The 24375-nt window shown below is 35.6% G+C and carries 18 protein-coding genes; 7 read left to right on the forward strand and 11 right to left on the reverse strand.

Annotated elements, in window-relative coordinates; all coding sequences use genetic code 11:
- Positions 1-108 precede the first annotated feature (108 nt).
- The 4 genes from O0955_RS16910 to O0955_RS16925 are packed head-to-tail and all read left to right on the forward strand — an operon-like array spanning position 109 to position 4621.
- Positions 109-327 carry a hypothetical protein gene (locus tag O0955_RS16910; RefSeq protein WP_269428743.1) on the forward strand — a complete coding sequence of 73 codons (219 nt, stop codon included), beginning with the start codon at positions 109-111 and terminating at the stop codon, positions 325-327.
- Positions 328-375: 48 nt separating this feature from the next.
- On the forward strand, positions 376-1680 hold the full coding sequence (locus O0955_RS16915) for a DEAD/DEAH box helicase (protein WP_269428744.1): 1305 nt from the start codon (positions 376-378) through the stop codon (positions 1678-1680).
- Positions 1681-1719: 39 nt separating this feature from the next.
- The gene (locus O0955_RS16920) at positions 1720-1950 is read left to right on the forward strand and encodes a DUF1456 family protein (protein WP_269428745.1); all 231 of its coding nucleotides are present in this window, start codon (positions 1720-1722) and stop codon (positions 1948-1950) included.
- Positions 1937-4621 carry an outer membrane beta-barrel protein gene (locus O0955_RS16925; protein ID WP_269428746.1) on the forward strand — a complete coding sequence of 895 codons (2685 nt, stop codon included), beginning with the start codon at positions 1937-1939 and terminating at the stop codon, positions 4619-4621. The genes O0955_RS16920 and O0955_RS16925 overlap by 14 nt, the downstream gene beginning before the upstream one ends.
- A gap of 67 nt (positions 4622-4688) precedes the next feature.
- On the opposite strand, the gene ettA is transcribed toward O0955_RS16925, so the two are convergent.
- Positions 4689-6368 (reverse strand): energy-dependent translational throttle protein EttA, encoded by a 1680-nt coding sequence (ettA, locus tag O0955_RS16930; protein WP_269428747.1) that lies wholly within the window; start codon positions 6366-6368, stop codon positions 4689-4691.
- A 479-nt stretch (positions 6369-6847) separates the two neighbouring features.
- On the opposite strand from ettA, the gene O0955_RS16935 reads away from it, so the two are divergent.
- The 3 genes from O0955_RS16935 (at position 6848) to O0955_RS16945 (ending at position 12033) form a co-directional block, all read left to right on the forward strand.
- A complete protein-coding gene (locus O0955_RS16935; protein WP_269428748.1) occupies positions 6848-9397 on the forward strand; it encodes an ATP-dependent Clp protease ATP-binding subunit in 2550 nt (849 codons plus the stop codon).
- A 136-nt stretch (positions 9398-9533) separates the two neighbouring features.
- On the forward strand, positions 9534-10040 hold the full coding sequence (locus tag O0955_RS16940; protein WP_269428749.1) for a CAP domain-containing protein: 507 nt from the start codon (positions 9534-9536) through the stop codon (positions 10038-10040).
- Positions 10041-10395: 355 nt separating this feature from the next.
- The gene (locus tag O0955_RS16945) at positions 10396-12033 is read left to right on the forward strand and encodes a discoidin domain-containing protein (protein WP_269428750.1); all 1638 of its coding nucleotides are present in this window, start codon (positions 10396-10398) and stop codon (positions 12031-12033) included.
- 60 nt (positions 12034-12093) lie between these two features.
- On the opposite strand, the gene O0955_RS16950 is transcribed toward O0955_RS16945, so the two are convergent.
- From O0955_RS16950 to O0955_RS16995, 10 genes are all read right to left on the reverse strand, one after another.
- Positions 12094-13158 carry a PA0069 family radical SAM protein gene (locus tag O0955_RS16950; RefSeq protein ID WP_269428751.1) on the reverse strand — a complete coding sequence of 355 codons (1065 nt, stop codon included), beginning with the start codon at positions 13156-13158 and terminating at the stop codon, positions 12094-12096.
- A 158-nt stretch (positions 13159-13316) separates the two neighbouring features.
- Positions 13317-14549, reverse strand: coding sequence for a carboxypeptidase-like regulatory domain-containing protein (locus O0955_RS16955; protein WP_269428752.1), 1233 nt, complete (start codon positions 14547-14549; stop codon positions 13317-13319).
- 94 nt (positions 14550-14643) lie between these two features.
- Positions 14644-15867, reverse strand: coding sequence for a carboxypeptidase-like regulatory domain-containing protein (locus O0955_RS16960; protein WP_269428753.1), 1224 nt, complete (start codon positions 15865-15867; stop codon positions 14644-14646).
- 54 nt (positions 15868-15921) lie between these two features.
- Positions 15922-17574 carry a DNA repair protein RecN gene (gene recN / locus O0955_RS16965; RefSeq protein ID WP_269428754.1) on the reverse strand — a complete coding sequence of 551 codons (1653 nt, stop codon included), beginning with the start codon at positions 17572-17574 and terminating at the stop codon, positions 15922-15924.
- 116 nt (positions 17575-17690) lie between these two features.
- Positions 17691-19547, reverse strand: a complete 1857-nt coding sequence (locus O0955_RS16970) for a M56 family metallopeptidase (protein ID WP_269428755.1) — start codon at positions 19545-19547, stop codon at positions 17691-17693.
- A 72-nt stretch (positions 19548-19619) separates the two neighbouring features.
- On the reverse strand, positions 19620-19991 hold the full coding sequence (locus O0955_RS16975) for a BlaI/MecI/CopY family transcriptional regulator (protein WP_269428756.1): 372 nt from the start codon (positions 19989-19991) through the stop codon (positions 19620-19622).
- Between the two features lie 235 nt (positions 19992-20226).
- Positions 20227-21123 (reverse strand): type IX secretion system protein PorD, encoded by an 897-nt coding sequence (porD, locus tag O0955_RS16980; protein ID WP_269428757.1) that lies wholly within the window; start codon positions 21121-21123, stop codon positions 20227-20229.
- A complete protein-coding gene (gene coaBC, locus O0955_RS16985) occupies positions 21123-22316 on the reverse strand; it encodes a bifunctional phosphopantothenoylcysteine decarboxylase/phosphopantothenate--cysteine ligase CoaBC (protein WP_269428758.1) in 1194 nt (397 codons plus the stop codon). Before coaBC ends, porD begins: the two co-directional genes overlap by 1 nt.
- A gap of 79 nt (positions 22317-22395) precedes the next feature.
- Entirely contained in the window at positions 22396-22722 is a 327-nt protein-coding gene (locus tag O0955_RS16990; protein ID WP_056094546.1) for a DNA-directed RNA polymerase subunit omega, read from the reverse strand.
- 3 nt (positions 22723-22725) lie between these two features.
- Positions 22726-23658 (reverse strand): outer membrane protein assembly factor BamD, encoded by a 933-nt coding sequence (locus O0955_RS16995; protein ID WP_269428759.1) that lies wholly within the window; start codon positions 23656-23658, stop codon positions 22726-22728.
- Positions 23659-24375 lie beyond the last annotated feature (717 nt).

The following is a 24375-nucleotide window of genomic DNA, read 5'->3' on the forward strand; positions in this document are numbered from 1 at the left end:
GTTATCAACAAGTTAATGCTTTAAGTTGATATAATATGATATTTGCGACAACAATATTCGCCAGGCAATCGTTATATTTATCTATTGTTTAACCAAATCACATCCGTCATGAATATTGAGCTTATCCAGGAATTTCAATTATTACAACAAAGCAGAGCCAACAAGTTTGCAGGCGAATTAACCGACAGGATTTTATCATCAGTTGATGCTGTAAATGAAAAAGTTACCTATTCTATCGCTCAAAGAGGAAAAATGTTAATGCTGTTAGATAAGCGATTAAACTTTGCCGTTTTGAAAAGATTAAAAAACAGATTCTTTAAAGGTTAACCATCGCAGCTGTAAGCTAACCGTATAAATGCTTACCTTTATGGCATAATGATAGAAAATGCCCTAAAAAGATTAAATATACTGGCGCTTAATGAAATGCAGCAAGCTGCTGTTAAATCAGCAAAAGCCGATAATGATTTAGTACTTATTGCCCCAACAGGATCAGGTAAAACACTTGCTTTCCTATTACCTGTATTGGCAAATTTAAAACCTGACCGAAAGGGAGTTCAGGCATTGGTTTTAGTTCCATCGCGTGAGCTGGCTTTGCAAATTGAGCAGGTTTTTAAACAAATGGGTACATCTTTTAAGGTAAATTGCTGTTATGGTGGTCATGCCGTAAGGATAGAAAAGAATAATCTTGCTCATCCTCCGGCCGTTTTAATTGGTACGCCTGGTCGTATTGCTTATCATTTAGAACATCAGAATTTTGATGAATCTACCATTGAGACTTTGGTTTTAGATGAGTTTGATAAATCACTTGAATTTGGATTCGAGGCCGATATGTCTTACATCATTGGTACTTTACTTTCCTTAAAACAACGGATTCTTACCTCAGCCACAAAAATGGAAGAAATCCCTGCTTTTGTAAAGTTATCAAACCAGGTAGAAATTGATTTTTCGAAAGATGCACAGGTAAAACCCGATTTAAAGCTTAAAAAGGTAATGGCACTTGCTGCCGATAAACTTGATGTTTTGTTTAAATTATTGAGTAAAATCGGCAATAAAAACACACTGGTTTTTTGTAATCACAGGGAAACGGTAGACCGGATTAGTGATTTGCTTTTTGAACACGGCTTAGGACACGATGTGTTTCATGGTGGCATGGAGCAGGATGACCGCGAAAAAGCATTGCTGAAATTTAGAAACGGAAGTCATAAAATATTAATCACAACTGATTTAGCCGCACGTGGTTTGGATATACCGGAGGTAGAGCACATTGTTCATTATCAATTGCCCTATACCGAAGATGCTTACATACACCGCAATGGACGTACAGCCAGAATGAATGCTAAAGGAACGGCATATGCTATTTTAACAGCGGAAGAACATTATAAATACCTGCCTGAAAAAATAGAAGAAGAAATTTTAACCGGTCATTATAAATTACCTGAACAAAGCGATTGGCAAACCTTATATATTGCCCACGGTAAAAAAGATAAAATAAATAAAATTGATATTGTTGGTTTGTTTTTACAAAAAGGTGGTTTGCAGAAAGATGAATTGGGTTTAATTGAAGTAAAAGACACCACCAGTTATGTTGCTGTAAAAAGAAATGTAGTCAATAAATTGCTTAACGCTTTGCAAGGCGAAAAAATTAAAGGAAAAAAATTAAAACTGGAAGTTGCCCGTTAACTTGTAAAATGGTAAAGGCATCTGATATTAAATATACATATGAGTAACAACGATATATTAAAAAAACTTAGAGTGGCCCTATCTTTAACCACAGAAGATATTATTAAAATATGTGGTTTAGCTGGCTTAAAAGTAACGAAGGCAGAAATGGGCGATATTTTCAGAAGCGACGAGCACGAAAATTTTAAGCCCTGTGGCGATCAGATTCTTCGCAATTTTTTAAATGGCCTTGTCATTTACAAAAGAGGTCCGAGGGATGAAAAAAAGTAATGGATTATATTTTCTATTATTTTTTTTATTTTTCGCTTTAAGCTTTAGCAGTAAATCTCAGGCACAGCGTAAAGTATCCGGTAATGTATTGGATTCGCTGAAAAAACCTGTAGAAGGCGTTAATATTCAGTTAATTACCGGTGATGATACGCTTAAGGTTAATTCAAATTCAAAAGGAAACTTCTCTTTTAACCATGTACGCAGCAATAAGTTTTATATTTATGTAAGCGGAATTGGTTACAGGTCTTTTATTACACTTTACGAAGTAAACAAAACAGAGAAAAATATCGTTCTCGATCCGATTTTAATTAAAGCCGAAAGTATAACCTTAAAAGAGGTTGAAGTTAAGGTTAAAGTAGATCCTATTGTTATAAAAAAGGATACTGTCGAATATAATGCAGCTGCATATACCATCAGGCAAAACGATAAAGTTGAAGATTTATTAAAGCAGTTACAAGGGGTAGAAGTTGATGCCAATGGTGCTGTAACCGCAATGGGTAAACCAATGAATAAGCTGCGGGTAAATGGCGAAGATTTTTTTACCGGCAATGTTCAGGATTATATCAGACAACTGCCCGCTGATGTGATTGCCAAACTTCAGGTAATTGAAGATTATGGTGATGAAGCTAATTTTACAGGAATAAAAAATGGTCCTCCCCAAAAAATGCTCAACCTGGTTACCAAACCCGGGATGAACAAAGGTGTTTTCGGTAATTTAGATGTGAATTCGGCAACCAGCAATGCCCATAATTTAAATTTTAATGGTAATTTATGGAAAGAATCCAGGCAAATTGGTTTAGGCGCTAATTACGGATTTACAAATAACGAATTCACAGATAACCAAAACAGGCGTGCAAATGCCAATATTCGAAATAAAATATCTAAAGAACTAATCGTTAACGGGGGTTATACCTTTTCTAATGCCAATACAAAATCGATTCAATCCAGTTATTTGGAAACCTTTAACCCTTTAGGTGTCATCTATGATTTAAGACAAAGTTCTAACAATGCCAGGTTGAATAATAATAGTTTAAACCTCGGTTTAAATCTCGTTACTAAAAAAAATTATCTTAATATGGCTGTATCGGGTGTGTTAAATAATAACCGTACCGATGCCATTTCCAGTTCCAATAAATCAGGATACATTAAACAGGATTTGTTCTCTAATTCAGGATCAGCACAAAAAACACCAAATTTTAATGGAAATGTTAACTGGTCGAGAAAACTTTTAAACGCTAAAAAATCCCTTTCGGCGAGCATTAATTTTGGGCGTAATAAAGGAACATCCAACAGCACAATAGAAGATATTATTAAATATTATAACGAAACCACCAATATATTGGTAAAAGACTCTTTGCTTAACCGCTTGGTAAATAGCAACACTTTAAGTACTAATTTTGGTGGTAATATTCAGTTCGCCAATTCACTAAACACTAGAGCTGATTCTATAAACTCTAGGTTCCTCACGTTTTCGTATCGTTTTGGGATTAATAAAACTAAAAATCTGCAAACCACAACTGTATTTGATCAGGCTGGGAATGGTAAAGAGGTAGATTCGTTGGGATTAGATTATGCATCTACATTTATTAATCAAACAATAAATTTGAGCTATAGTGCTAACAATAAAAATTTGAGTTACAGCTTCGGCTTTAGCTTTATGCCCAGTATTATTATTGGTAAATATGAAAAGACAGGGGAGCGGCAGCAAAATTTTCAGCTTAATTTTTCGCCCAGTGCAAACTTAAGTTATTTAATTAAAGACAGTAAAAGTCTTTCATTCGGTTATAACGGTTATGCCAATGCACCCGATTTTAATAAACTACAACCGGTTAAAAATACCAGCGACGTGCAGAATATTGTAGTTGGTAATCCTGATTTAAAAGCCACTGCAACCCATATTGTTAATTTAGATTACAATCAGAATAATTTAAAATCAGGATTTAGTTTAATGTTGGGTTTGTCTGGCACCTTTACTTTTAACAGCGTAGTAAACAATACCATTTTTTTAGCGGATACTTTAAACAGTTTAAAACAACAAACCACTTACGAAAATGTAAATGGGGTGTATAATATTGGTGGAAATTATTCCATTTTTCAACGATTTATGGATAATAAGCTATCCTTATCATACAGTGGAAGCGTAGCTTACAGCCACAATGTTTTTTATACTGACAATGTTTTAAATAAAAGTGGAGGAATTAATCTATCAAACGGAGCGAGGTTAAGCTTAAATAAGGAAAAGTATTCTATAAATGCAGGTGCAAATTATAGTTACAGTTCCAATACCTACTCCGTCCAAAATCAAAATATTAAAAACATTCAGGTGCTGAGTATGAATTTTGGTGGTACCTGGATTGTTAGTCCTAAATTTAGAGTGAACACTACAGTTTCAAAAAGCCTGAATTTAGGCTTCAATATTAATAATGGAAACCCTTTTATTATGAATTTGGGCATCAACCAGTATTTCCTTAAAAATAACAGACTTAGTTTTTCAGTTCAGGCGAATGATTTGTTTAATCAGGGAGCGCTTTTCAGAACGAGTGTAAACAATAATTCAATATCTGAAAACAGAACGCGGTTTATCAGTCGTTTTGTACAAGCCAGTTTGAGCTACAACATCAATAATTTTGGTGGCAAAAGAGTAAATAGAAATAGTGATGTTTTATACTAAAGTAATATTAACAGGGCTTAACCTTATACAATAAAAAAGTCCTGACTTTCACCAGGACTTTTTCTTTTTAAGTTAATTTTTTATACCGGATTCGTTTTGGCGTAACATCACCTAAACGTTTCTTTCTGTTTTCTTCATAGTCAGAATAGTTTCCTTCAAAGAAATAAACTTCCGAGTTCCCTTCAAAAGCAAGAATATGCGTACAAATTCTATCTAAGAACCACCTGTCGTGACTGATTACAACTGCGCAACCACCAAAATTCTCTAAAGCTTCTTCCAGCGCACGTAAAGTATTCACATCAATATCATTGGTTGGCTCATCGAGTAAAAGTACGTTTGCACCTTTTTTCAATGTAATGGCCAGGTGAACACGGTTACGTTCTCCACCGGAAAGGATTCCTACTTTTTTCTGTTGATCGCCACCGTTAAAGTTGAATTTAGAAACATAAGCCCTGCCATTAACGGCTTTAGTACCCAACTGAATATTGTCTAAACCATCGGTAATGTTTTCGTAAACAGTTTTATCTGCATCCAGGTCATTATGCATTTGATCTACATAACCTAATTCAACGGTTTCGCCTACGCGGAAAGTTCCTGTATCTGCCTCTTCCTGTCCAGTAATTAACCGAAATAAGGTTGTTTTACCTGCACCGTTTGGACCAATAATACCAACAATACCTGCAGGAGGTAACGAAAAATTCAAATTATCAAATAAAACCTTATCGCCATAGGCTTTGGTTACATTTGTAGCCTCAATTACCACATTTCCCAAACGGGGCCCTGCCGGAATGAAAAGTTCCAGTTTATCTTCTCTTTCTTTGCCATCTTCAGAAGCCAGCTTATCATAGTTTGCCAAACGGGCTTTTGATTTCGCGTGACGGGCTTTTGGCGCCATACGCACCCATTCCAGTTCACGCTCTAATGTTTTCTGACGTTTGCTTTCAGTTTTTTCTTCCTGAGATAAACGTTTAGCCTTTTGGTCTAACCAGCTGCTGTAATTTCCTTTCCATGGAATACCTTCACCACGGTCTAATTCCAAAATCCAGCCTGCAACGTTATCTAAGAAATACCGATCGTGGGTTACAGCGATAACAGTACCTTCGTAATTTTGTAAAAATTGCTCTAACCAATCAATACTTTCCGCATCTAAGTGGTTGGTAGGCTCATCCAGTAATAAAACATCAGGATGCTGCAATAACAAACGGCACATGGCCACACGACGGCGTTCACCACCAGAAAGTACACCTATTTTAGTTTCAGGGTCAGGGCAACGCAAGGCGTCCATCGCTCTTTCTAATTTAGAATCGATTTCCCAGGCACCTAAAGCATCAATTTTATCTTGCAATTCGCCTTGTCTGGCCATGAGTTTATCCATGGCATCTGCATCTTCATAAATCTCAGGTAAGCCGAATTTTTCATTTACTTCTTCGTATTCCTTTAAAATAGCCGTTACTTCAGCTACGCCTTCTTCAACAACTTCACGAACTGTTTTTTCCGGATCCAAAATTGGCTCCTGTGCTAAATAACCAACAGAATAACCTGGAGAGAAAACTACTTCGCCTTGATAAGCTTTATCTAAACCGGCAATAATTTTTAGTAAAGATGATTTACCGGAACCATTTAAACCGATAACACCGATTTTTGCGCCGTAAAAAAAAGAAAGGTAAATATTTTTTAAAACCTGTTTTTGTGGGGGGTAAATCTTATTTACACCCGCCATTGAAAATATGATTTTTTCGTCTGACATTATTGAATTTTATTTGGACAAAGATAGCGGTTAAAATGGAAGATGGAAGTTTAAGGCCATTTGTAATTTTCGATTTCAGCAAACCTGGATTTATTAATACATTAAACCATAAAACATGTGTTTGTTAAATGATGTCATTGTTTTTTATTTTTCCTGTCAAAAGTTGTAAATTGCATAAAGAAAAAGCAACAAATTGTCAGGTTATTGACTTGTTATAATCCTTACAAAAAACCGACAAAATGAATTTAACAATGGGTTAATCTAAATTATCCTTTTTCAAAACCCATGTAAAGGCTTTTTACGTAAATAGAATACAATCCAGAACAAGAGATTATTATTGTTTTTAAAGCATTAGTTTTTGGTTTATCTGCCTTTTATCCACTGATATGGCGCAATTGTTGATAAAATAAACAAAACAGCACGTTCGTTTTTATAAAGTTATTTTATAGATTAGTGGCGAGCTGTTTAAGAAAGGTATTATGGAAGCAAAATTTTCACCACAGGTTAAAGATGTAATCTCTTTTAGTAGAGAGGAGGCCTTGCGTTTAGGGCACGATTACATTGGTACCGAACATTTATTGTTGGGCCTCATCCGCGAAGGCGATGGTATGGCCATAAAAATTCTACGATCTCTAGGGGTCGATACCGGTAAATTACGCCGCTCAATTGAAGATGCCGTTCGCGGTACTTCGAGTGTTACCGTTAATTTAGGAAATATTCCTTTAACTAAACAGGCAGAAAAAGTTTTAAAGATTACATACTTAGAAGCTAAGATATTTAAAAGTGACTTAATTGGTACCGAACATTTATTGCTTTCGGTTTTGAGAGATGATGATAACATTGCTTCCCAGATTTTATTGCAATATGGCGTTACCTATGATGTTTTTAAACAGGAGGTAGAAGTGAACAAAAACGGTTTCAGAGATGATATCTCTAATAGTGCCTCCACCGGAGGCGATGACGATTATCGCGAAGACGAAGCTTTTAGCACACCTAAGAAAGTTTCTGATATTAAATCGAAAACCCCTGTTTTAGATAACTTTGGTCGTGATTTAACAAAGGCCGCAGAAGAAGGTCGTTTAGACCCGATTGTTGGCCGTGAAAAAGAAATTGAGCGTGTTTCTCAAATCTTATCCCGTCGTAAAAAGAACAACCCGATCTTAATTGGAGAGCCTGGTGTTGGTAAATCAGCCATTGCTGAGGGTTTAGCCTTGCGCATTGTGCAACGTAAAGTATCACGTGTATTGTTTAATAAACGTGTGGTTACGCTGGATTTAGCTTCATTAGTAGCTGGTACAAAGTATCGTGGTCAGTTTGAAGAGCGTATGAAAGCCGTGATGAACGAGCTTGAAAAATCAACAGATGTGATCTTATTTATTGATGAGATTCACACCATTGTTGGTGCAGGTGGCGCATCGGGTTCTTTAGATGCTTCGAACATGTTTAAACCGGCATTGGCCAGGGGAGAAATTCAATGTATTGGTGCAACAACTTTAGATGAGTATCGCCAGTATATAGAAAAAGACGGTGCTTTAGACCGTCGTTTTCAAAAAGTAATGGTTGAGCCTGCTACGCCGGATGAAACCGTAGAAATTTTAACCCGTATCAAAGATAAGTACGAAGAGCATCATGGTGTAACCTACACTGATGAGGCAATTTTAGCCTGTGTAAGTTTAACATCACGTTACATTTCTGATCGTTTCTTACCAGATAAAGCCATTGATGCTTTGGATGAAGCGGGGTCGAGAGTTCACTTAACCAATATCCATGTTCCTCAAAACATTATTGATATCGAAGCTAAAATTGAAGATATCAAGTTAGAGAAAAACAAGGTTGTTCGCAGTCAGAAATATGAAGAAGCAGCTAAACTGCGTGATACAGAGAAAAATTTAATTGAAGAATTAGATAAAGCTAAAGCGGAGTGGGAAGCAGAAACCAAAACTAAACGTTACGAAGTATCAGAAGATAACGTAGCCGAGGTTGTGGCCATGATGACTGGTATTCCGGTACAACGTGTTGGGCAAACTGATAGCCAGAAGCTATTAAACATGTACGATAAAGTTGCAGAGAAAATTATTGGTCAGGACGATGCAATTAAGAAATTAACCAAAGCGATTCAACGTACCAGAGCCGGATTAAAAGATCCTAAAAAACCAATTGGTTCATTTATTTTCTTAGGCCCTACAGGTGTTGGTAAAACTGAATTGGCAAAAGAGCTTGCACGTTTCATGTTTGACAGTGATGATTCACTGATTCAAATTGATATGAGTGAGTATATGGAGAAATTTGCAGTTTCACGTTTAGTGGGAGCGCCTCCGGGATACGTGGGTTATGAAGAAGGCGGACAGTTAACAGAGAAAGTTAGAAGAAAACCTTATGCTGTAATCTTATTGGATGAGATTGAAAAAGCGCATCCGGATGTATTCAATATTTTGTTGCAGGTTTTAGATGAAGGGCAATTAACAGATAGTTTAGGCCGTAAAGTTGATTTTAGAAATACAATCATCATTATGACTTCAAATATTGGTGCCCGTCAATTGAAAGATTTTGGTCAGGGTGTTGGTTTCTCTACTTCAGCAAAAACCAATCAGGCCGAATCCCACAGTCGTGGTGTTATTGAAAGCGCCTTAAAACGTGCTTTTGCGCCTGAATTCTTAAACCGTGTTGATGATGTAGTGGTATTCAACAGTTTAGGTAAAGAAGAGATTTTCAAAATTATCGATATTGAATTAAAAGCTTTATTCGGTCGTGTTCACAACTTAGGTTATGAAATTGCATTGACTGAAAATGCTAAAGATTATATTGCTGAAAAAGGTTTTGACAGTAATTTTGGTGCTCGTCCTTTAAAACGAGCCATCCAGAAATATTTGGAAGATCCAATTGCGGAAGAGATTTTGAAAGGCGAATTGGCAGAAGGTGATGTTTTGGAAATCGATTATGACAAAACAACAGAGCTAATTTCTATTCATCATAAAAAAGGCGAATCTAAAAAAGAAGAGTCTAAAGAAGAAGATTCTTCAAACAAATAAGAGAAAGCTCCCGGTGAAAATCGGGAGCTTTTTTTTACTGAAAATAGTTGAAAGATGTTCTTCATTAAATTATTTCCGGAAGAAAATCAGTCATTTATTAAATTACCCGTAATTTAGGGATAACAAATCCCTTGTTATGAAATTCATCCTAGCCCCAATGATCTGCATAGCGGCATGCTTTGCATTATCATGTAAAAAAGCAAGTAATCCAGAGGTTGTCAATCCCGATAACGCTGTTCTTACTAATATAAATAACGATTTATTGTTGAAATTGGTTAATGATACCCGTGCTGCGGGATGTAATTGTGGTACAACGGTTATGCCGCCCGTGGCTACGCTTTCATGGAATAATATATTGGCTTCGGCTGCTATAAGTCACAGTAAAGATATGGCCAATAAAAATGCCCTGACGCACGATTCATCTGATGGAAAAAATACGGGAGAACGCCTAACAGCCTTCGGCTATAAGTGGGTGGCTTACTCAGAGAATATTGCACAAGGCCAAACTACAGAACAGCAGGTTTTTAACGATTGGATTAAAAGTGAAGGGCATTGTAAAAACATAATGAGTGCCCTGGTAACGGAGATGGGTGCCGCCAGGCAAGGTACATATTGGACACAAGATTTTGGAAAGCATTATTAATGCTACAAATAATGTAGCATTATTTCGTTTTAATTTGAATTAATTTTAGCACAAACGTTTGTCTTTGCTTTTTTATTTACGCACTTTGTTAGCTTGTTTTCTACGCTTTGCGGGCACATATTACCCAATATAAAAGTGATTTAGGTATTACTCGAAGATAAATTTATCAAAACTTTATTTTATGCAGTTTTTTCATGATTTACACTTTAATGAAACTTCTTTATTTTTCGAATATAACCAAATCAGAACCTATAATAATGGCTTAATCAAACGTTTGTTCGCACTTTTTTTATTTTACTTTTGGGTTCAATTGTTAGTTTAGTTCTCAATCTAACTAATCAATAAACCTAAATTTATGAAAAAAATTATTAATTTATTACTGCTCGCAGGTATAATCATATCTGGTTGTAAAAAGGGAAATATTCAAACTGAGCCAGAAACAATGAGGGCTGGTGGTATTTCTGCAGTGTCTTTGGCTTCCGGTCCTCCAATGGGTACTTTCACCTCTGACAAATCGAGAAACCTTAATGTAGTTTATTTTGTACCCAATGATGTGAGCCCGATTTTAAACTATCAAAGCCGGTTAAGTTCGTTAATGATTTGGGTACAGGATTGGTACAAAGCTCAAATGACCCAGAATGGCTATACCGATAAAACATTTGGTTTGTTTACAGATGCAAACAGAACTAATGTGAAAATTGTTACTATTTACGGAACAAAAGGAAAAGCAGACTATACTTATGCTGGTCAAGGGGCAAATAATGTTATGGCAGAAGTAAATAGTTACTTTGCTGCCCACCCTGAAGATAAAACCAGTGATCACTCTTTGGTAATTTTACCTCGCTATGAAATAAAAGCGGACGGTAGTCCAACTGGCGGACCATTTTTCGGAACCGGTAAATGGTGTTTTGCTTTAGATTATGAAGAAATGGATATTGCAAACTTGGGTAAAACGGATGCAGTAGGTTACCGTTTTAGCGTTTGGTTTGGCGGCATGGTGCACGAACTTGGGCATGGATTAAATTTACCGCACAATTGTCAAAAGGTTTCTGAGAATAACGATCCTAATAAAGGCATGGCCCTAATGTGGGCAGGAAATGGAACGTTAGGTAAGTCACCAACCTTTTTAACAGCCGCAGATGCAGCTACCTTAAACGCAAATCAAATCTTTAATAACGATACACAAACTTATTATGGAGCCGTAGCTGCCGACATAACAAAAATACATGCTGATTATTCTGCTGCAAAACAAGCTATTGTGCTTTCCGGAAGATTTAGTGCCGCTGTAAAAGTGAATAGTATTCTTTACTACAATGACCCTAATGTTAATAATGAAGGAACAGGTGGAGGCCATGATTATAATGCGGTTACCTGGGAGTCTAAAACAATAGGTACGGATAGTTTTTATGTTGAAATGCCCGTTAGTGAATTTAAATATAAGGACGGTAGCCCGTATGAGTTGAGAGTAAAATTGGTTCATGAAAATGGAACAATTAACGAAAGAACGTATAACTATACTTTTGTAAATAATATTCCCGTGCTTACTTTTTCTTCTAAAAATGAGTTCAGCAAACAAGGTTGGTCTATCGCTTCGTTCAGTTCAGAAGAAACATCAGGAGAAGGCGCTATAAACGGACGAGCCAGTACTTTAATTGATGGAAATGCATCTACTTACTGGCACTCAAGATGGAAAGGAGTAATTGCAACTTATCCGCATGAAATTGTAGTAGATATGGCGGCTGTAAAAAATTTACAGGGCATAAGCTTAACCCAAAGAAGTTCTTTGCAAAGGGCGGTTAAAAATTTAGAAATATTAACAAGTACAGATGGAATAAGCTTTACATCGGCAGGTAATTATATTGCTGCAAATTCAAATAAAGTTCAATATTTTGATTTTCCAGCCAGTAAATCCGCCAGATATTTTAAAATAATTGCTAATTCAGCATACGATGGTTCGCAGTATGTGGCTATTGCAGAATTGGGCGCTTTCTAGATTATTTATTTTTGTTTTTAGGTAGAGAAGCCTGGTTCGAAAGAACCGGGTTTTCTCTTTTTAAAATAAAGTCATTTGTGAACCGGGTATTTTAAAGAGGCTGTGATTTAGATGAATTTCTTTAACATTTAAGCCATTCAACCTGCAATGTAGCCTAAAGTTATCCCTGATCATTTGTGAGATGTTTCCGTCACCCCGCATCCGGTCTCCAAAACGGCTGTCATTTACACTTCCACCGTGGCAACTTTGAATCATGTGCCAGACTTTATCAAATCGGTCCGGAAAATTTTTTCTTAACCAGTCTTCGAATATAGGACCGATTGCCCCATTTAGTCTGACAACAGTATAACCTGCCTTTATTGCACCAGCCTGAGCAACCGCTTTTAAAACTGCCGGTATCTCGTGATCACTTAAACCGGGTACAAGTGGGGCAACCATTACCCCGATGGGAATGTTGAGCTTACTTAGTTCTTCTACCACTTTGAGCCTTTGTTTTGCTGTTGTTGTTCGGGGTTCCATGGCTTGCCGCAAACTTTCGTTTAAGCTGTTAATGGATAAATAAACCATACACAGATTTAATTTGGCCATTTCCTGTAAAATATCCTGATCCCTTAGGATTAAAGAATTCTTGGTAATCATGCCAATGGGCTGTTTATATTCCAGCGCAATTTCTAAAAGTTGACGGGTAAGCTTAAATTTTCTTTCTGCAGGCTGATAACAGTCTGTATTTCCAGATAAAGAAATGGTGGTTGCATCCCAGCCTTTTTTCTCCAGAAATTTTTTGAAAAGGGCAGGGGCATCTTTTTTAACAATAATTTTTCTTTCAAAATCTAAACCAGCACTATAACCCCAATATTGATGTGCATTTCTGGCATAACAATAAGTACAGCCATGTTCACAACCTTGATAAGGATTTAATGAATAAGCCATGCCTACATCCGGACTTTCAACTTTGTTGACTATTGTTTTAGAATTTTCGAATAAAAAGGTTGTTTTATGATCACTTTCTTCCCAGTCATCAATACCTTCGATATGTTCCTTTACATAATCATCTTTAAGAAATTTATTATGTGGATTAACCTGGGCACCCCGTCCTCTGAAATATTGTTTATCATCCTCAATCATACTTTAAAATTACTAATATTTTTAGTAATTTTAGTTGATTGTTGAAAAAATGAATGAAATACCTACCCGGATTTTATTTTGGTTATTTGTGTTAAATATTGATAATCAAATATTTAGTTTCTATTTGTTGCGCGGGTATTTCAAATCATTGAATCTGATTACTTTTTTAAGGGTACATAATCCATTGGCACCATATCTGCTACTTTCTCGTACGCCCAATAACCTTCAAAAAGAAGAGAACGGGAATCATAAATGCCGCCATTTTCATAGAAACGAACCGGCCCCTGCATTAAATTAATAACAGAAATTTCATTTTCGGGAATGTCCAGTGGTCTGAAAACCCAGAACCCTGTTTTTGAATAAGCCAAAGATTCTTTTTCTTTTGTGTACTGCACGCAAAGCGCATCGGTATAATTAAGCCACTTTAAATTTTGATTGTAATCATGTACCAATGTGTCTGTTAATAATTCAGCACGACTAAATTTGTCGATAGTTTTGGTCATTTCCTTTTGTTTTGTCCAAAAGGCAAGTAAAGCAGTATCAATTTTGCCTGCCGTTTTTCTAATGCCTGTTTTTTCCGGAAGGGTTCTGATTTTATTTAAATTTTCATTAATAACTGCCTCAGGATATCGGTTAGGGTTAGGAATTTTAACCATTTTAGTTAGGATAAAACCTTCTTCCTTAATGTTATTGCGGTATAAAGATTTAAAAAAATGTTGTGAAGAACCATAGTAGGCAATTTCCCTATTGGCAATATATTTTTTCTTTTTTGCTGCGGAAGCATTTAGCTCTTCAAAAAATGGATGGCCCGAGTAATAAATAATATGCGTTCTGCTGTTGTATTCGAAATTATCAAGCATGTACTTCAGTCGATAACCCAGCGCTTTATTTTCTACAATTAAAAACTCTGTGGTAGTTACCGTTAAAGTACTTTTGGTTGCGTCATAATCCACATTTAAAACCTGAGGATTCAATATTTTACATTGCAATGCATTTGGTGTTTTGCCAATAAAAAATTCTTTAAACTGATTAATATACTTTGCCCGGTTAGGATCTGCCCGGATCACAACTTCACCAAGCTGAACCGTATTTTCTTTTAAAATTAAATCCAGCTGAACCGATTTATCCGAAATAATTACACTTTTGGAATAGGGAAGGTATCCAACCATTTGAACCAGAATATCATAACTGCCAGGTTTTAGGTTAGAAATTTTAAATTTACCATCATTATCGGCAACAGTTGATACCTTGTAGCCACTTAAATATACGCCAGCACCAGGTAAACTTTCCCTGTGATCTTTAACTGTACCACTAATTGTAAAGGTATTTTGAGCGAATGCATTAGTACCCACAATAATTAGAATGAGGGATAGCAAAAGGCTTTTAATCATGAAAGCGAATGTAGCCAAAACGCTTAAGATTTATTAAAAACTAAAAGGATTTTTAACAAATTTAACATTTACGTAAGTCTTTATTTATATATCATTATTTCCCCGGCGGAAGGTAGTCCATAGGAACGCTGTCAGCAATTTTTTCCCATGCCCAGTAGCCTTCAAAAATCATTGACTTTGGATTATAAACGCCACCATTTTGATAAAAATACACTGGCATTTCAACTGCATTAATTAACGATATCTGATAATCTGGAATATCAAGAGGTCTTGAGATCGAAACATTTAAAAGGTTAGCATAGGCTTGATCTTCCCGCTCTTTAGTATAAATTACATATAAAACATCGGAGAAATTTAAATACTTAAGCACTTCATTTTGTTTATGAACGAGTGTATCAGGTGCTACAATTTCACGGCTAAGAACAGAAATACTTTTAGGTAATCTTTTCTTTTTGGCCCAGTAATTCAATGAATCATTATCCAGATTAATACGGGCACCATCTTTTAAGGTAGCGATACTGTATTTTTTTAGGTTTACCGAAATTAAACTATCAGATGGCCTTGCAGGATTTGGCACTTTACGAAGTTTATGCATAAGAAATCCTTCTTCTGTAGCTTTTCCATGATATAAAGAGGTGAAAAAATGTTGTGCAGAGCCCTGATAAGCAGTTAGCCTTTTTTCAGCCCATTTTTTAATTTTACCTGCAGAACCTTTTAAATCTTCATAATAAGGATAACCTTCATAATAAATAATCCTGGTTTTATAATTGTATTCGAAATTATTAACCAGGTATTTAATCCGGTAGCCTAATGCTTTATTTTCAATAATTAAAAAATCGGTTGTTTTAACTTTTAGTGTTTGCTCTTCTTTATCATAGTCTACATATAAAATCTCCGGGTTTAAAATTTTGCACTGGGCAGCATTTGGCGTGGTACCAATAAAGTAATCTGTAAAAAGTCTAATATAGCCTTGCCGGTTAGGATCAGCAGTAATGGTTACTTCATTTAACTGAACAGAATTTTCTTCTAAATTAAGCTGAATATTAAGGTTTTTATCTGTAATAACGATATTTTTGTTGATCGCCTTATAGCCAATCATCTGAACCAGGATATCGTAATTGCCAGGTTTAAGACTTAAAGAAAAAATACCTGCATCATTTGTTGAAGTCGCAATTTTATAACCACTTACATAAACGCCTGCACCTGGCAAAACATGACCCTGTTTATCTTTTATCGTTCCGCTTAGTATAAAACTTTGCTGAGCCAAAACACCTGTTGAAATATGAAAAAATAGAAATATAGAGAGAATTCTTTTCATACTCAAATATAAACTAATTTTTTAGTTTATAAAGTGCGTTAGTTTTTTGAAAATTTAACCCAATAATTCTTTAGCATTTTCTATTGCCGAAGCGCCCGGGTTTTTACCACTTAACATTTCCGCAATAGCCCCAATTCTTTCTTCCTGTTTTAATTTTCGGATTGCGGTTGTGGTTTTGCCGCCATTTTCGTTTTTATGAACAAAGTAGTGCGATTTACCTTTTGCTGCAATCTGGGGTAAATGCGTAATAGAAATTACCTGCATATTTGCACCCAATTCAGCAATTACTTCACCTACTTTTAAAGCAGTTTCGCCTGAGATACCCGTGTCAATCTCATCAAAAATAATAGTTGGGAGGGAAGTATGTTTTGCTAATAATCCTTTAATGGCCAGCATTAAGCGGGATAATTCACCGCCGGAGGCAACCTTATTAACTGGTGCAGGTGCTTGCCCCGCATTTGCCGTAAAGAGTAAAGCAATTTCATCAAGACCATCTTTATTTAATTCTGCAGCTGGTTTTTGCTCCAGAATTAACTTAGCATTAGGCATTCCTACCTTTTTAAGTGTTGAAGCCGTTTGTTCTTCAACCAGTTTGATGGCTTTTTTACGATTTAAACTTAATTGCCCGGCTTGTTTGATTAAATCCTGTTTAAGTTTTTCAGTTTCCTTTGTTAATTTTTCTATGGCTTCATTAGAAGACAACAATTGATTTAAATTGTTTTCAAGCTGTTCCTGAATTGCTAATAATTCGGTGTTATTTGCAACACGGTGCTTTTGTTGCAAAGAATAAAATAAATCCAGTCGCTCACTAATGGTTTCCAGGCGTTCGGCGTTATGTAATGTATTACTTTCTATTGAAGCTGTTTCATCGGCTATATCCTTAATCTCTATAATGGCCGAACGTAAACGTTCAAATAAAACGTTTATGGCAGGGTCAAATTTTTCTATCCCTTGCAACTGTAATGAAGATTCTTTTAACAATTGAATAGCCGACGGCTCACTTTCACTTAATAAGCCATTGGCGGTAAGTAAGCCTCTTTTGATGGTTTCGGCATGAGTCAGACGCTCTAACTCTAATTCCAAATCTTCCTGCTCAGTTTCTTTTAAATTTGCCTGTTCCAGTTCGTTAAACAAAAATTGTTCATAATCTTGTTTACTTCTTGCTTCATCAGCTTCACTGATTAATTTTTTTAAGCGGGAGTAATCTTGTTTTAATTTTTTAAAACCTGTTCTATATTCAAAAAGTAAAGCGGTATGGCTGGCCAGAGCATCTACAATTAATAATTGAAAATCAGCATCGTTAACTTCCTGCGTAGCATGCTGAGAATGAATATCAATTAATTTTTCTCCAATTTGCTTTAAAATGGTCAGGTTGACTGGCGTATCATTAATAAAAGCCCTTGATTTTCCATCAATGGAAATCTCGCGTCTTAAAATATTTTCATTGAAAAAATCAAGATCCTGTTCTTCAAATAAAATCCTCAGGTTTTCATCAGCCAATAAAAAATTGCCTTCAATAACACATTTTTTATCCTGGTTAAAAAAATATTTACTTTCTGCCCGCTGACCTAAAATTAAAGATAATGCACCTAAAATAATGGATTTACCAGCTCCGGTTTCGCCAGTAATAATGTTTAAGCCTTTATCGAATTCGATATCGAGGCTATCAATTAATGCGTAATTACGTATAGAAAGTTTTTGTAGCATAACTATTGCGAAAATAAACAATAAAGCTTGTAGGTTTTAAAAAGGAATAAGATTTTTTCAAACAAAAAAGGCGAAGAGATCTCTTCGCCTTTGAATTTATAGTTTGTGTGGTGGTGCTAATTTTTTTCAGGTTTTTCCTTTTTTTCTTTTTTCTCTTTCAATTCCTGAACATCTTTTTCGAATTTTTCTCTTAATTCCTGATATTCCGGAGAATCCTGAAGTTCTTTCATTTCTTTAATTTTTTGTTTCCACTCAGGAGAATTGTATTTTTTAGTAATCTCCTCAGCATTTTTTTCTATCCTTTCAATGTTTGCTTTCCACTCCGGAGAGTTATATTTTTTAGCAATTTCTTCAGCGTTTTTTTGGACTTTTTCGATATTTGCTTTCCATTCAGCCGAATTATACTGTTGAGCAATATCTAAAGCATTTTTTTGTATTTTTTCCATATTCGCTTTCCACTCCGGAGCGTTATATTTTTTAGCAATTTCTTCAGCGTTTTTTTGGACTTTTTCAATATTTGCTTTCCATTCAGGCGAATTATATTGTTGAGCGATATCTAAAGCATTTTTTTGTATTTTTTCCATATTCGCTTTCCACTCCGGAGAATTATATTTTTTAGCAATCTCCATTGCATTTTTTTGGATAGCAGCCATTTGAGCCTTCCATTCCGGAGAATTGAATTGCTTATGTATAGCAGCAAAACCAGCCGTATCAAAGTTGATTGCAAAATTGCTGCTATCCAAATTGAAGTTAAAATTGTTATTGAAAGAGAAGTCTTTGTCCAAAAAGTTTATTTTTAAACTATCAGGCATGTCTTTTATTGAATTATACTCTGTCTTTACTCCATTGGCATCTACAGTTATAATCTTAACTTTTCTTTTCTTAGTTGTATCAGTATAAGCTATCGTTTTTGCATCATCAATAGCGGTGCTGTTTAACAAGTATGTTTTTATCGTTTTTATGGCTTCTTTTTTCTTTTCACTAGGATTAATCCATGCAATCGAAAACAAGCAGGCAATACCTAATGTTAAGGCAGCCATTTGCTGTTTGGTGTTTAAATAGTTCGTTTTCATATTGGTTATTCTTTTTATGCGTTGATATAAATTTTGACTTTTTCCTGTTGCAGCCATTGCGTATGCAGGTATATTTTTATCTTTTAATATTTCTAATTTGAGTAGGGCATGGGCATAGTTAAGTGGCTTCCCTGTTAATTTTAAAACCAGGTCATCACAAGAGTGCTCACGTTCTATGTGGATAAATCTGCCTGCAAGCCAAACAAATGGGTTGAAGAACAGGATGGTTTCTATTGCAGTTTTAATTAGATTTAATAAGAAATCGTTTCTGCGGATGTGTGATAGTTCGTGGATCAGAATTGCTTCAACCTGATCAGAGTCCAGTTGGTTTACCAAAGCTACCGGAAACAAAACAATGGGTTTTAAATACCCAATAACCAGGGGAACATTTACAATTTCTGAAAGGTGGAAACGTAGTTTTTTATTAATTTTAAGGTTGCAGGTTACTTTTTCAAAAAGTGCTGTCCATTCTGCCGGAACCTCACTTAAATATTTATTTTTAAACAGGGCCAGTTGTTTATAACCTCTTAATATTACAAATAACTGAAGTATAATGCCAATAATATAAAAAGCAACAACAATCGGGAAATAATGTTCGGCTTTATTGCTTAAGCTTTGCGGTATGTTGTTTAAATACTGGTAGGTTTCTATGTTTTCGATAATTATTCCGTTGGCTTTTTTGGGTGCATATAAAAACATCTGCTTTCCAACATTGTACCCAAAACAAATAAACATAAGTACAATAGAACTAAAGGCCATGTTGTGCTTATGTTTTGACGCCAGCTTAGGCAAGCTATATAATAAGATGAACAATACTCCGTAGATCAGTGCGCACTGCCAAAGAGAACTTATAATGCTCCAGCCAAATGCTTTGATAAATTGTTGTACTAAATTTTCCATGCTTATTGTTTTCTAATTTTTTTAAGAGACTGTTAAATTTGATAAAAGTTGCTTTCTTTAATTTTGCCTGATCTATTTCAGACCATCCAGGTACTTTTTAATTTCCTCAATTTCATCTGCACTTGCACTATGGTTACCCAGTGCCTGCATTACTAATCTGGCTGCTGAACCGTTAAATACATTGTCAATCATTTTATTTACCAGTTGTTTCTCGGTTTTATCCCGGTTAATAAGAGCTTTGTAAATGTGCGTTTTTTGGTTTGTATCTCTTTCTACCATACCTTTTTCGTGCATAATCTGCATTAACTTTAAGGTCGTGGTGTAGCCAGAATCTTTTTTATTTAAAGCCTCGTGAACATCTCTTACCGTTGCATTGCCTTTTCCCCAAAGCACTTGCAATATTTCCATTTCACCTTCAGTTGGTTTGATACCTGTATTATTCATTTTGTTACAGTAGTTATACGAATTATTTCGTATTCAAATGTACGAAAATATTCGTAATAACAAAATATTTTTTAAAATAAATTAGTAGAAAAGAAAATAGTAGGTGTAAAACTCTTGTTTACAGGTGGTTATTTTTTTTATTTAGAAATAGAATTGAATAATTAATTTCTTTTAGCGCAGTATAGATTTAATGGAGAAGGGCAGTTCGAAGCCTGCTCAATAAAGGCAATATCAGTTAGTTTTTCTTCAAACCTTCGTATTTACCAATATTTGCCGGATCAATTTCTGCAAGCATATTATAAGCCCTCACGCGTTCCTGAGGATTTAATTTTGAAAGCACATTGGTAATTTCTTCCGCTTTTGTGGCGAAGTATACATTAGGGAAAATAGAACCGAGCTTTTGCTTGTCCATTTGCTGAAGCGCAGGTAGTGCAGCAACAATCTGTGTTAAACCCTTATCATTATCGGTTAACTGATCCAAACCATTTAAATGGTAACTGTAAATGAAATTGCGTAGTTCGCTGAATACCGGATTAAGGACATTTTCATTCAACCAAAAACGATTACGAAGACCATCTGCAGCCTTCCAGCCAGCGTTACCCGATGCCTGAGCAAGGTTAAGTATGTTTTGTGCCTTTTTAAAGTATGGAGTTCCGCCAAGTTTTGCAAAGCTGTCTTTATCAAGGCCAATAATGGTATAAGCGTAATAACTTAATAAGGCACTAATGTTAGAAATATAATTTTGGTCAGAGAAATCGATTGTGGAGCCATCATTAAAACTAAAGTCGAAATTTTTATCGCTCATGTTTAATAAAGTACTGTTGTATGTGCTGTTAAAAACCGGGCGACTGCTTTGGATTTGTGCTTCAGCTGTATATCCCGAACCTCCATCCCAGGAGTTTATAGTGATAATTAAGTTGCAATCTATACGTTCTTGCGGCTGGTAGCTCTCGTTGCTAAATTTATTATTATTTAAAAAATCACGAATTGTTTTTTGTAGCGCATCAAGTGTTGGTTTGCTCATATTAGAAACCTGCGGCGCAAGTAAAGTAACCCTTGCGTTAAGTTCCTGAGCCTGTATTTTTCCAATACCAGTTAACAATAGCAGTAAACAAACAATCCTCTTTATCATTATATAATCTTTAAAATAGCTTCACAAATATCTTTGGCAACTTCAGTTTTCGATTTTACCTCAAACACAGTACGCTCAAATGCTTTGTTAAAAATAGTAATTTTATTTGTATCCGATTTAAAACCTGCACCTTTATCATTTAATGAGTTGAGCACAATAAGATCAAGGTTTTTCTTTTCCAGCTTTCCTTTAGCATAGTTTTCTTCATCATTGGTTTCTAAAGCAAAGCCTACTAAAGTTTGATGTTCTTTTTTAATTTTCCCAAGGGCGGAAAGAATATCAACTGTTTTTTCAAGTTCTAAAGTAAGATTGTTTTCCTGCTTCTTGATTTTTTGAGCTGATACAGTCTTCGGACGATAATCGGCAACGGCAGCACACATAACGGTTATATCTACCTGATCAAAAATGCTTGTGCATGCATTAAACATATCCTGTGCACTTACCACATCAATACGATGAACCGGGAAGTTTGATTTTTGAGTGCTTGGACCTGAAATTAACGTGACTTCGGCACCCAGTCTGGTTAATTCGTCGGCTATGGCATAACCCATTTTTCCGGAAGAATGATTGCCAATAAAACGAACAGGGTCAATAGCCTCGTAAGTTGGACCAGCTGTTACCATCGCTTTTTTCCCAAACAGGGGCATACTTTTCTGAATCGCTTCCTCAAGAAAAGAAACAATCTCTTCAGGTTCTGCCATTCTGCCTTCACCATATAATCCACTGGCAAGTTCGCCACTGGCAGGAGAAATCACTATATTTCCAAAACCGCTTATTCTTTCGATATTCTCCTGGGTACTTTCGTGTTTCCACATGTCAAGATCCATTGCCGGGGCAACATAAACCGGGCATTTAGCCGAAAGGTAAACAGCCGTTAACAAGTTGTCACAAATACCATTAGAAAGTTTGGCAAGTGTATTGGCACTAATAGGGGCAATAACCATTAAATCAGCCCAAAGACCTAATTCTACATGGTTGCTCCACACACCGGTTTCGGCTTCAAAATATTGGGTGTAAACCGGATTTTTAGAAAGTGTAGCAAGCGTAAGTGGCGTAATGAAATTTGCGCCATCAGGGGTAAGAATAACCTTAACGTTTGCACCAGCTTTAATTAATAACCGAACAAGAAATGCCGATTTATAAGCCGCAATGCTACCGCAAACGCCAAGGATAATGTTTTTATTTTTAAGCATGTGTAGAGGGCATGGGGCATAGAGCATTTGCAAATGCACTTAAAGGTGTTTTACCTTATTGCTCCGTGCCCTGTACTAATTACTTTTGTTCTTTAGCAGGATTTCTGTGATAAATTTTTTCATTCAAAAACTCATCAATGGCAACTAAAACAGGCTTAGGCATACGTTCGTAGTGCTTGCTGATTTCAATTTGCTCACGGTTTTCAAAAATTTCTTCTAAGTTGTCGTTACTTGAAGCAAATTCTGCCAGTTTACCGTGCAATTCCTCTTTCATGTTATTCGAAATCTGGTTTGCTCTTTTAGCAATCACAACTAAAGATTCGTAAAGGTTATCTGTAGTTTTGTCTAAATCGTGTACATTTCTGGTAACCGTAGTATTAGGTACAGCAGGTTTGTTAGTATTCATGTGTTACTTATTTTTTATGTCGGTGTTATTAACTGTAGTGGTATCTTTTAACCTTCCGGTTCTTTTAAGCATTTCTTTATATTTCGCTTCCTGAGCAGCATAATCTGCCAATTCTCTTTTTGCAACAACCAAACCGGTTTCTATGTCTTCTTTTAGTTGTTTTGCTTCACCTGCAAATTTACTTTCCGGGTGGTGCTCCATAAACTCATCATATAAAGCTAAGGCTTCATTATAACGATCTTCCTGACGAATAGCATAACTGTTTTTTGCATATAAATATTGCGATTTAATCATCAAAAAGTCCATTTCTTCTGCATATTTAATATCAGGATAGTCTCTTTGAGCATTTTTTAAAGCAATAACAGCCGCTCTGTAATTGTCTACATTACTTGGGCCTGTAGTTAAATACATTTTTGCGTTTGCAAAAGCCTTATCTTCCAGTTTACCTCTTAAATCAGCAATATATTTACCAGCTGCAGCAGCACGTTCACTGGTTGGATATAAGTTAATAAATAGTTGTAAAGCATCAATTGCTTTATAAGTATTCTCCTGGTCTAATGAAAACGCAGGCGATTCTAAATAATAGCAGTAAGCACCCATATAGCGGGCTTCTTCAGCATTTTTACTGGCTGGATAAGTATCCGCAAAACTTTTAAACTGGTATCTCGCAGTCGTATAATCACTTAATCTATATAAGGTATAAGCATAGTAATAGTTCAAATCTTCAGCTTCAGCACGTCCACGATACTTTTGAGAAAGGTCTTCAAAAAGAACCAATGCTTTGCTGTAATCCCTTTTATTGTATAAACGAAGGGCTTCCTGATACTTCTTAGCTACGTCATTACTGGCTCTAAGTTTTTCGAAACGGCTTTTACAACCCGCCATACCCAAAGCGGCAACAAATACTAAAATAATTAAGTGTTTAACTTTAAACATTCTGCAAAGATAATTAATAATACGATAACATCAATAAAAACAATTGGCCGCTAAGCTATGCAAAGCAATTAGCCCTTTCAAAACACTTAACAATTTTTAACATATACTTTATATAGGTAAAGTAATATAGCGTATATATAGTATAAAACCCTCTTTTTAAATTTATATAGGTTTAAATGAATCATGGGTAATCTTTAAAAAGAAGATGTGTATTTAAGATAATTTTATGCAGGGTACTAATCAGACCTCATTCCTTTATTATATGGTACTCCATATATACAAATGCGTTGGTTGTAAAAGAATGCAGAAGAAGCGAAATGTTAAGAGCAATTGATGAATTATAATAGGATTTAGAAAATCAGGCGTATTTGAGGTATTTGCGTTTGGTCCCGCCCTCCATTTCAAAGCCTCTGTTCGTGCCTCACCTTCGGGTTTTTCATTAGGGTCGGGTTTATTTATTTGGGGTTTGTGCGGTAAAACGCCCGATAAACCTTTCCTTTTTCTCAGTTTTTGGTTCTTGGGGTACAAATCTTCTATTTTTTCTTATTGATATCCATTAAGTTAAGGGGTTTTGGCGGGATAAAAGGGTTTTATGTTTTGTTAGTGCGGATAATTTTTCTACTTTTGCAACCCGGTTCGGAAGGGCTGGAAGAGGGTGGGAAGATGCAGAGGGATTAGAATTGAAGGAATGGGAGAAATGAGGATTTAAGTTGGGTT

Origin of the sequence: Pedobacter punctiformis, from assembly GCF_027213715.1 — a bacterium.
GTDB lineage: Bacteria > Bacteroidota > Bacteroidia > Sphingobacteriales > Sphingobacteriaceae > Pedobacter > Pedobacter punctiformis.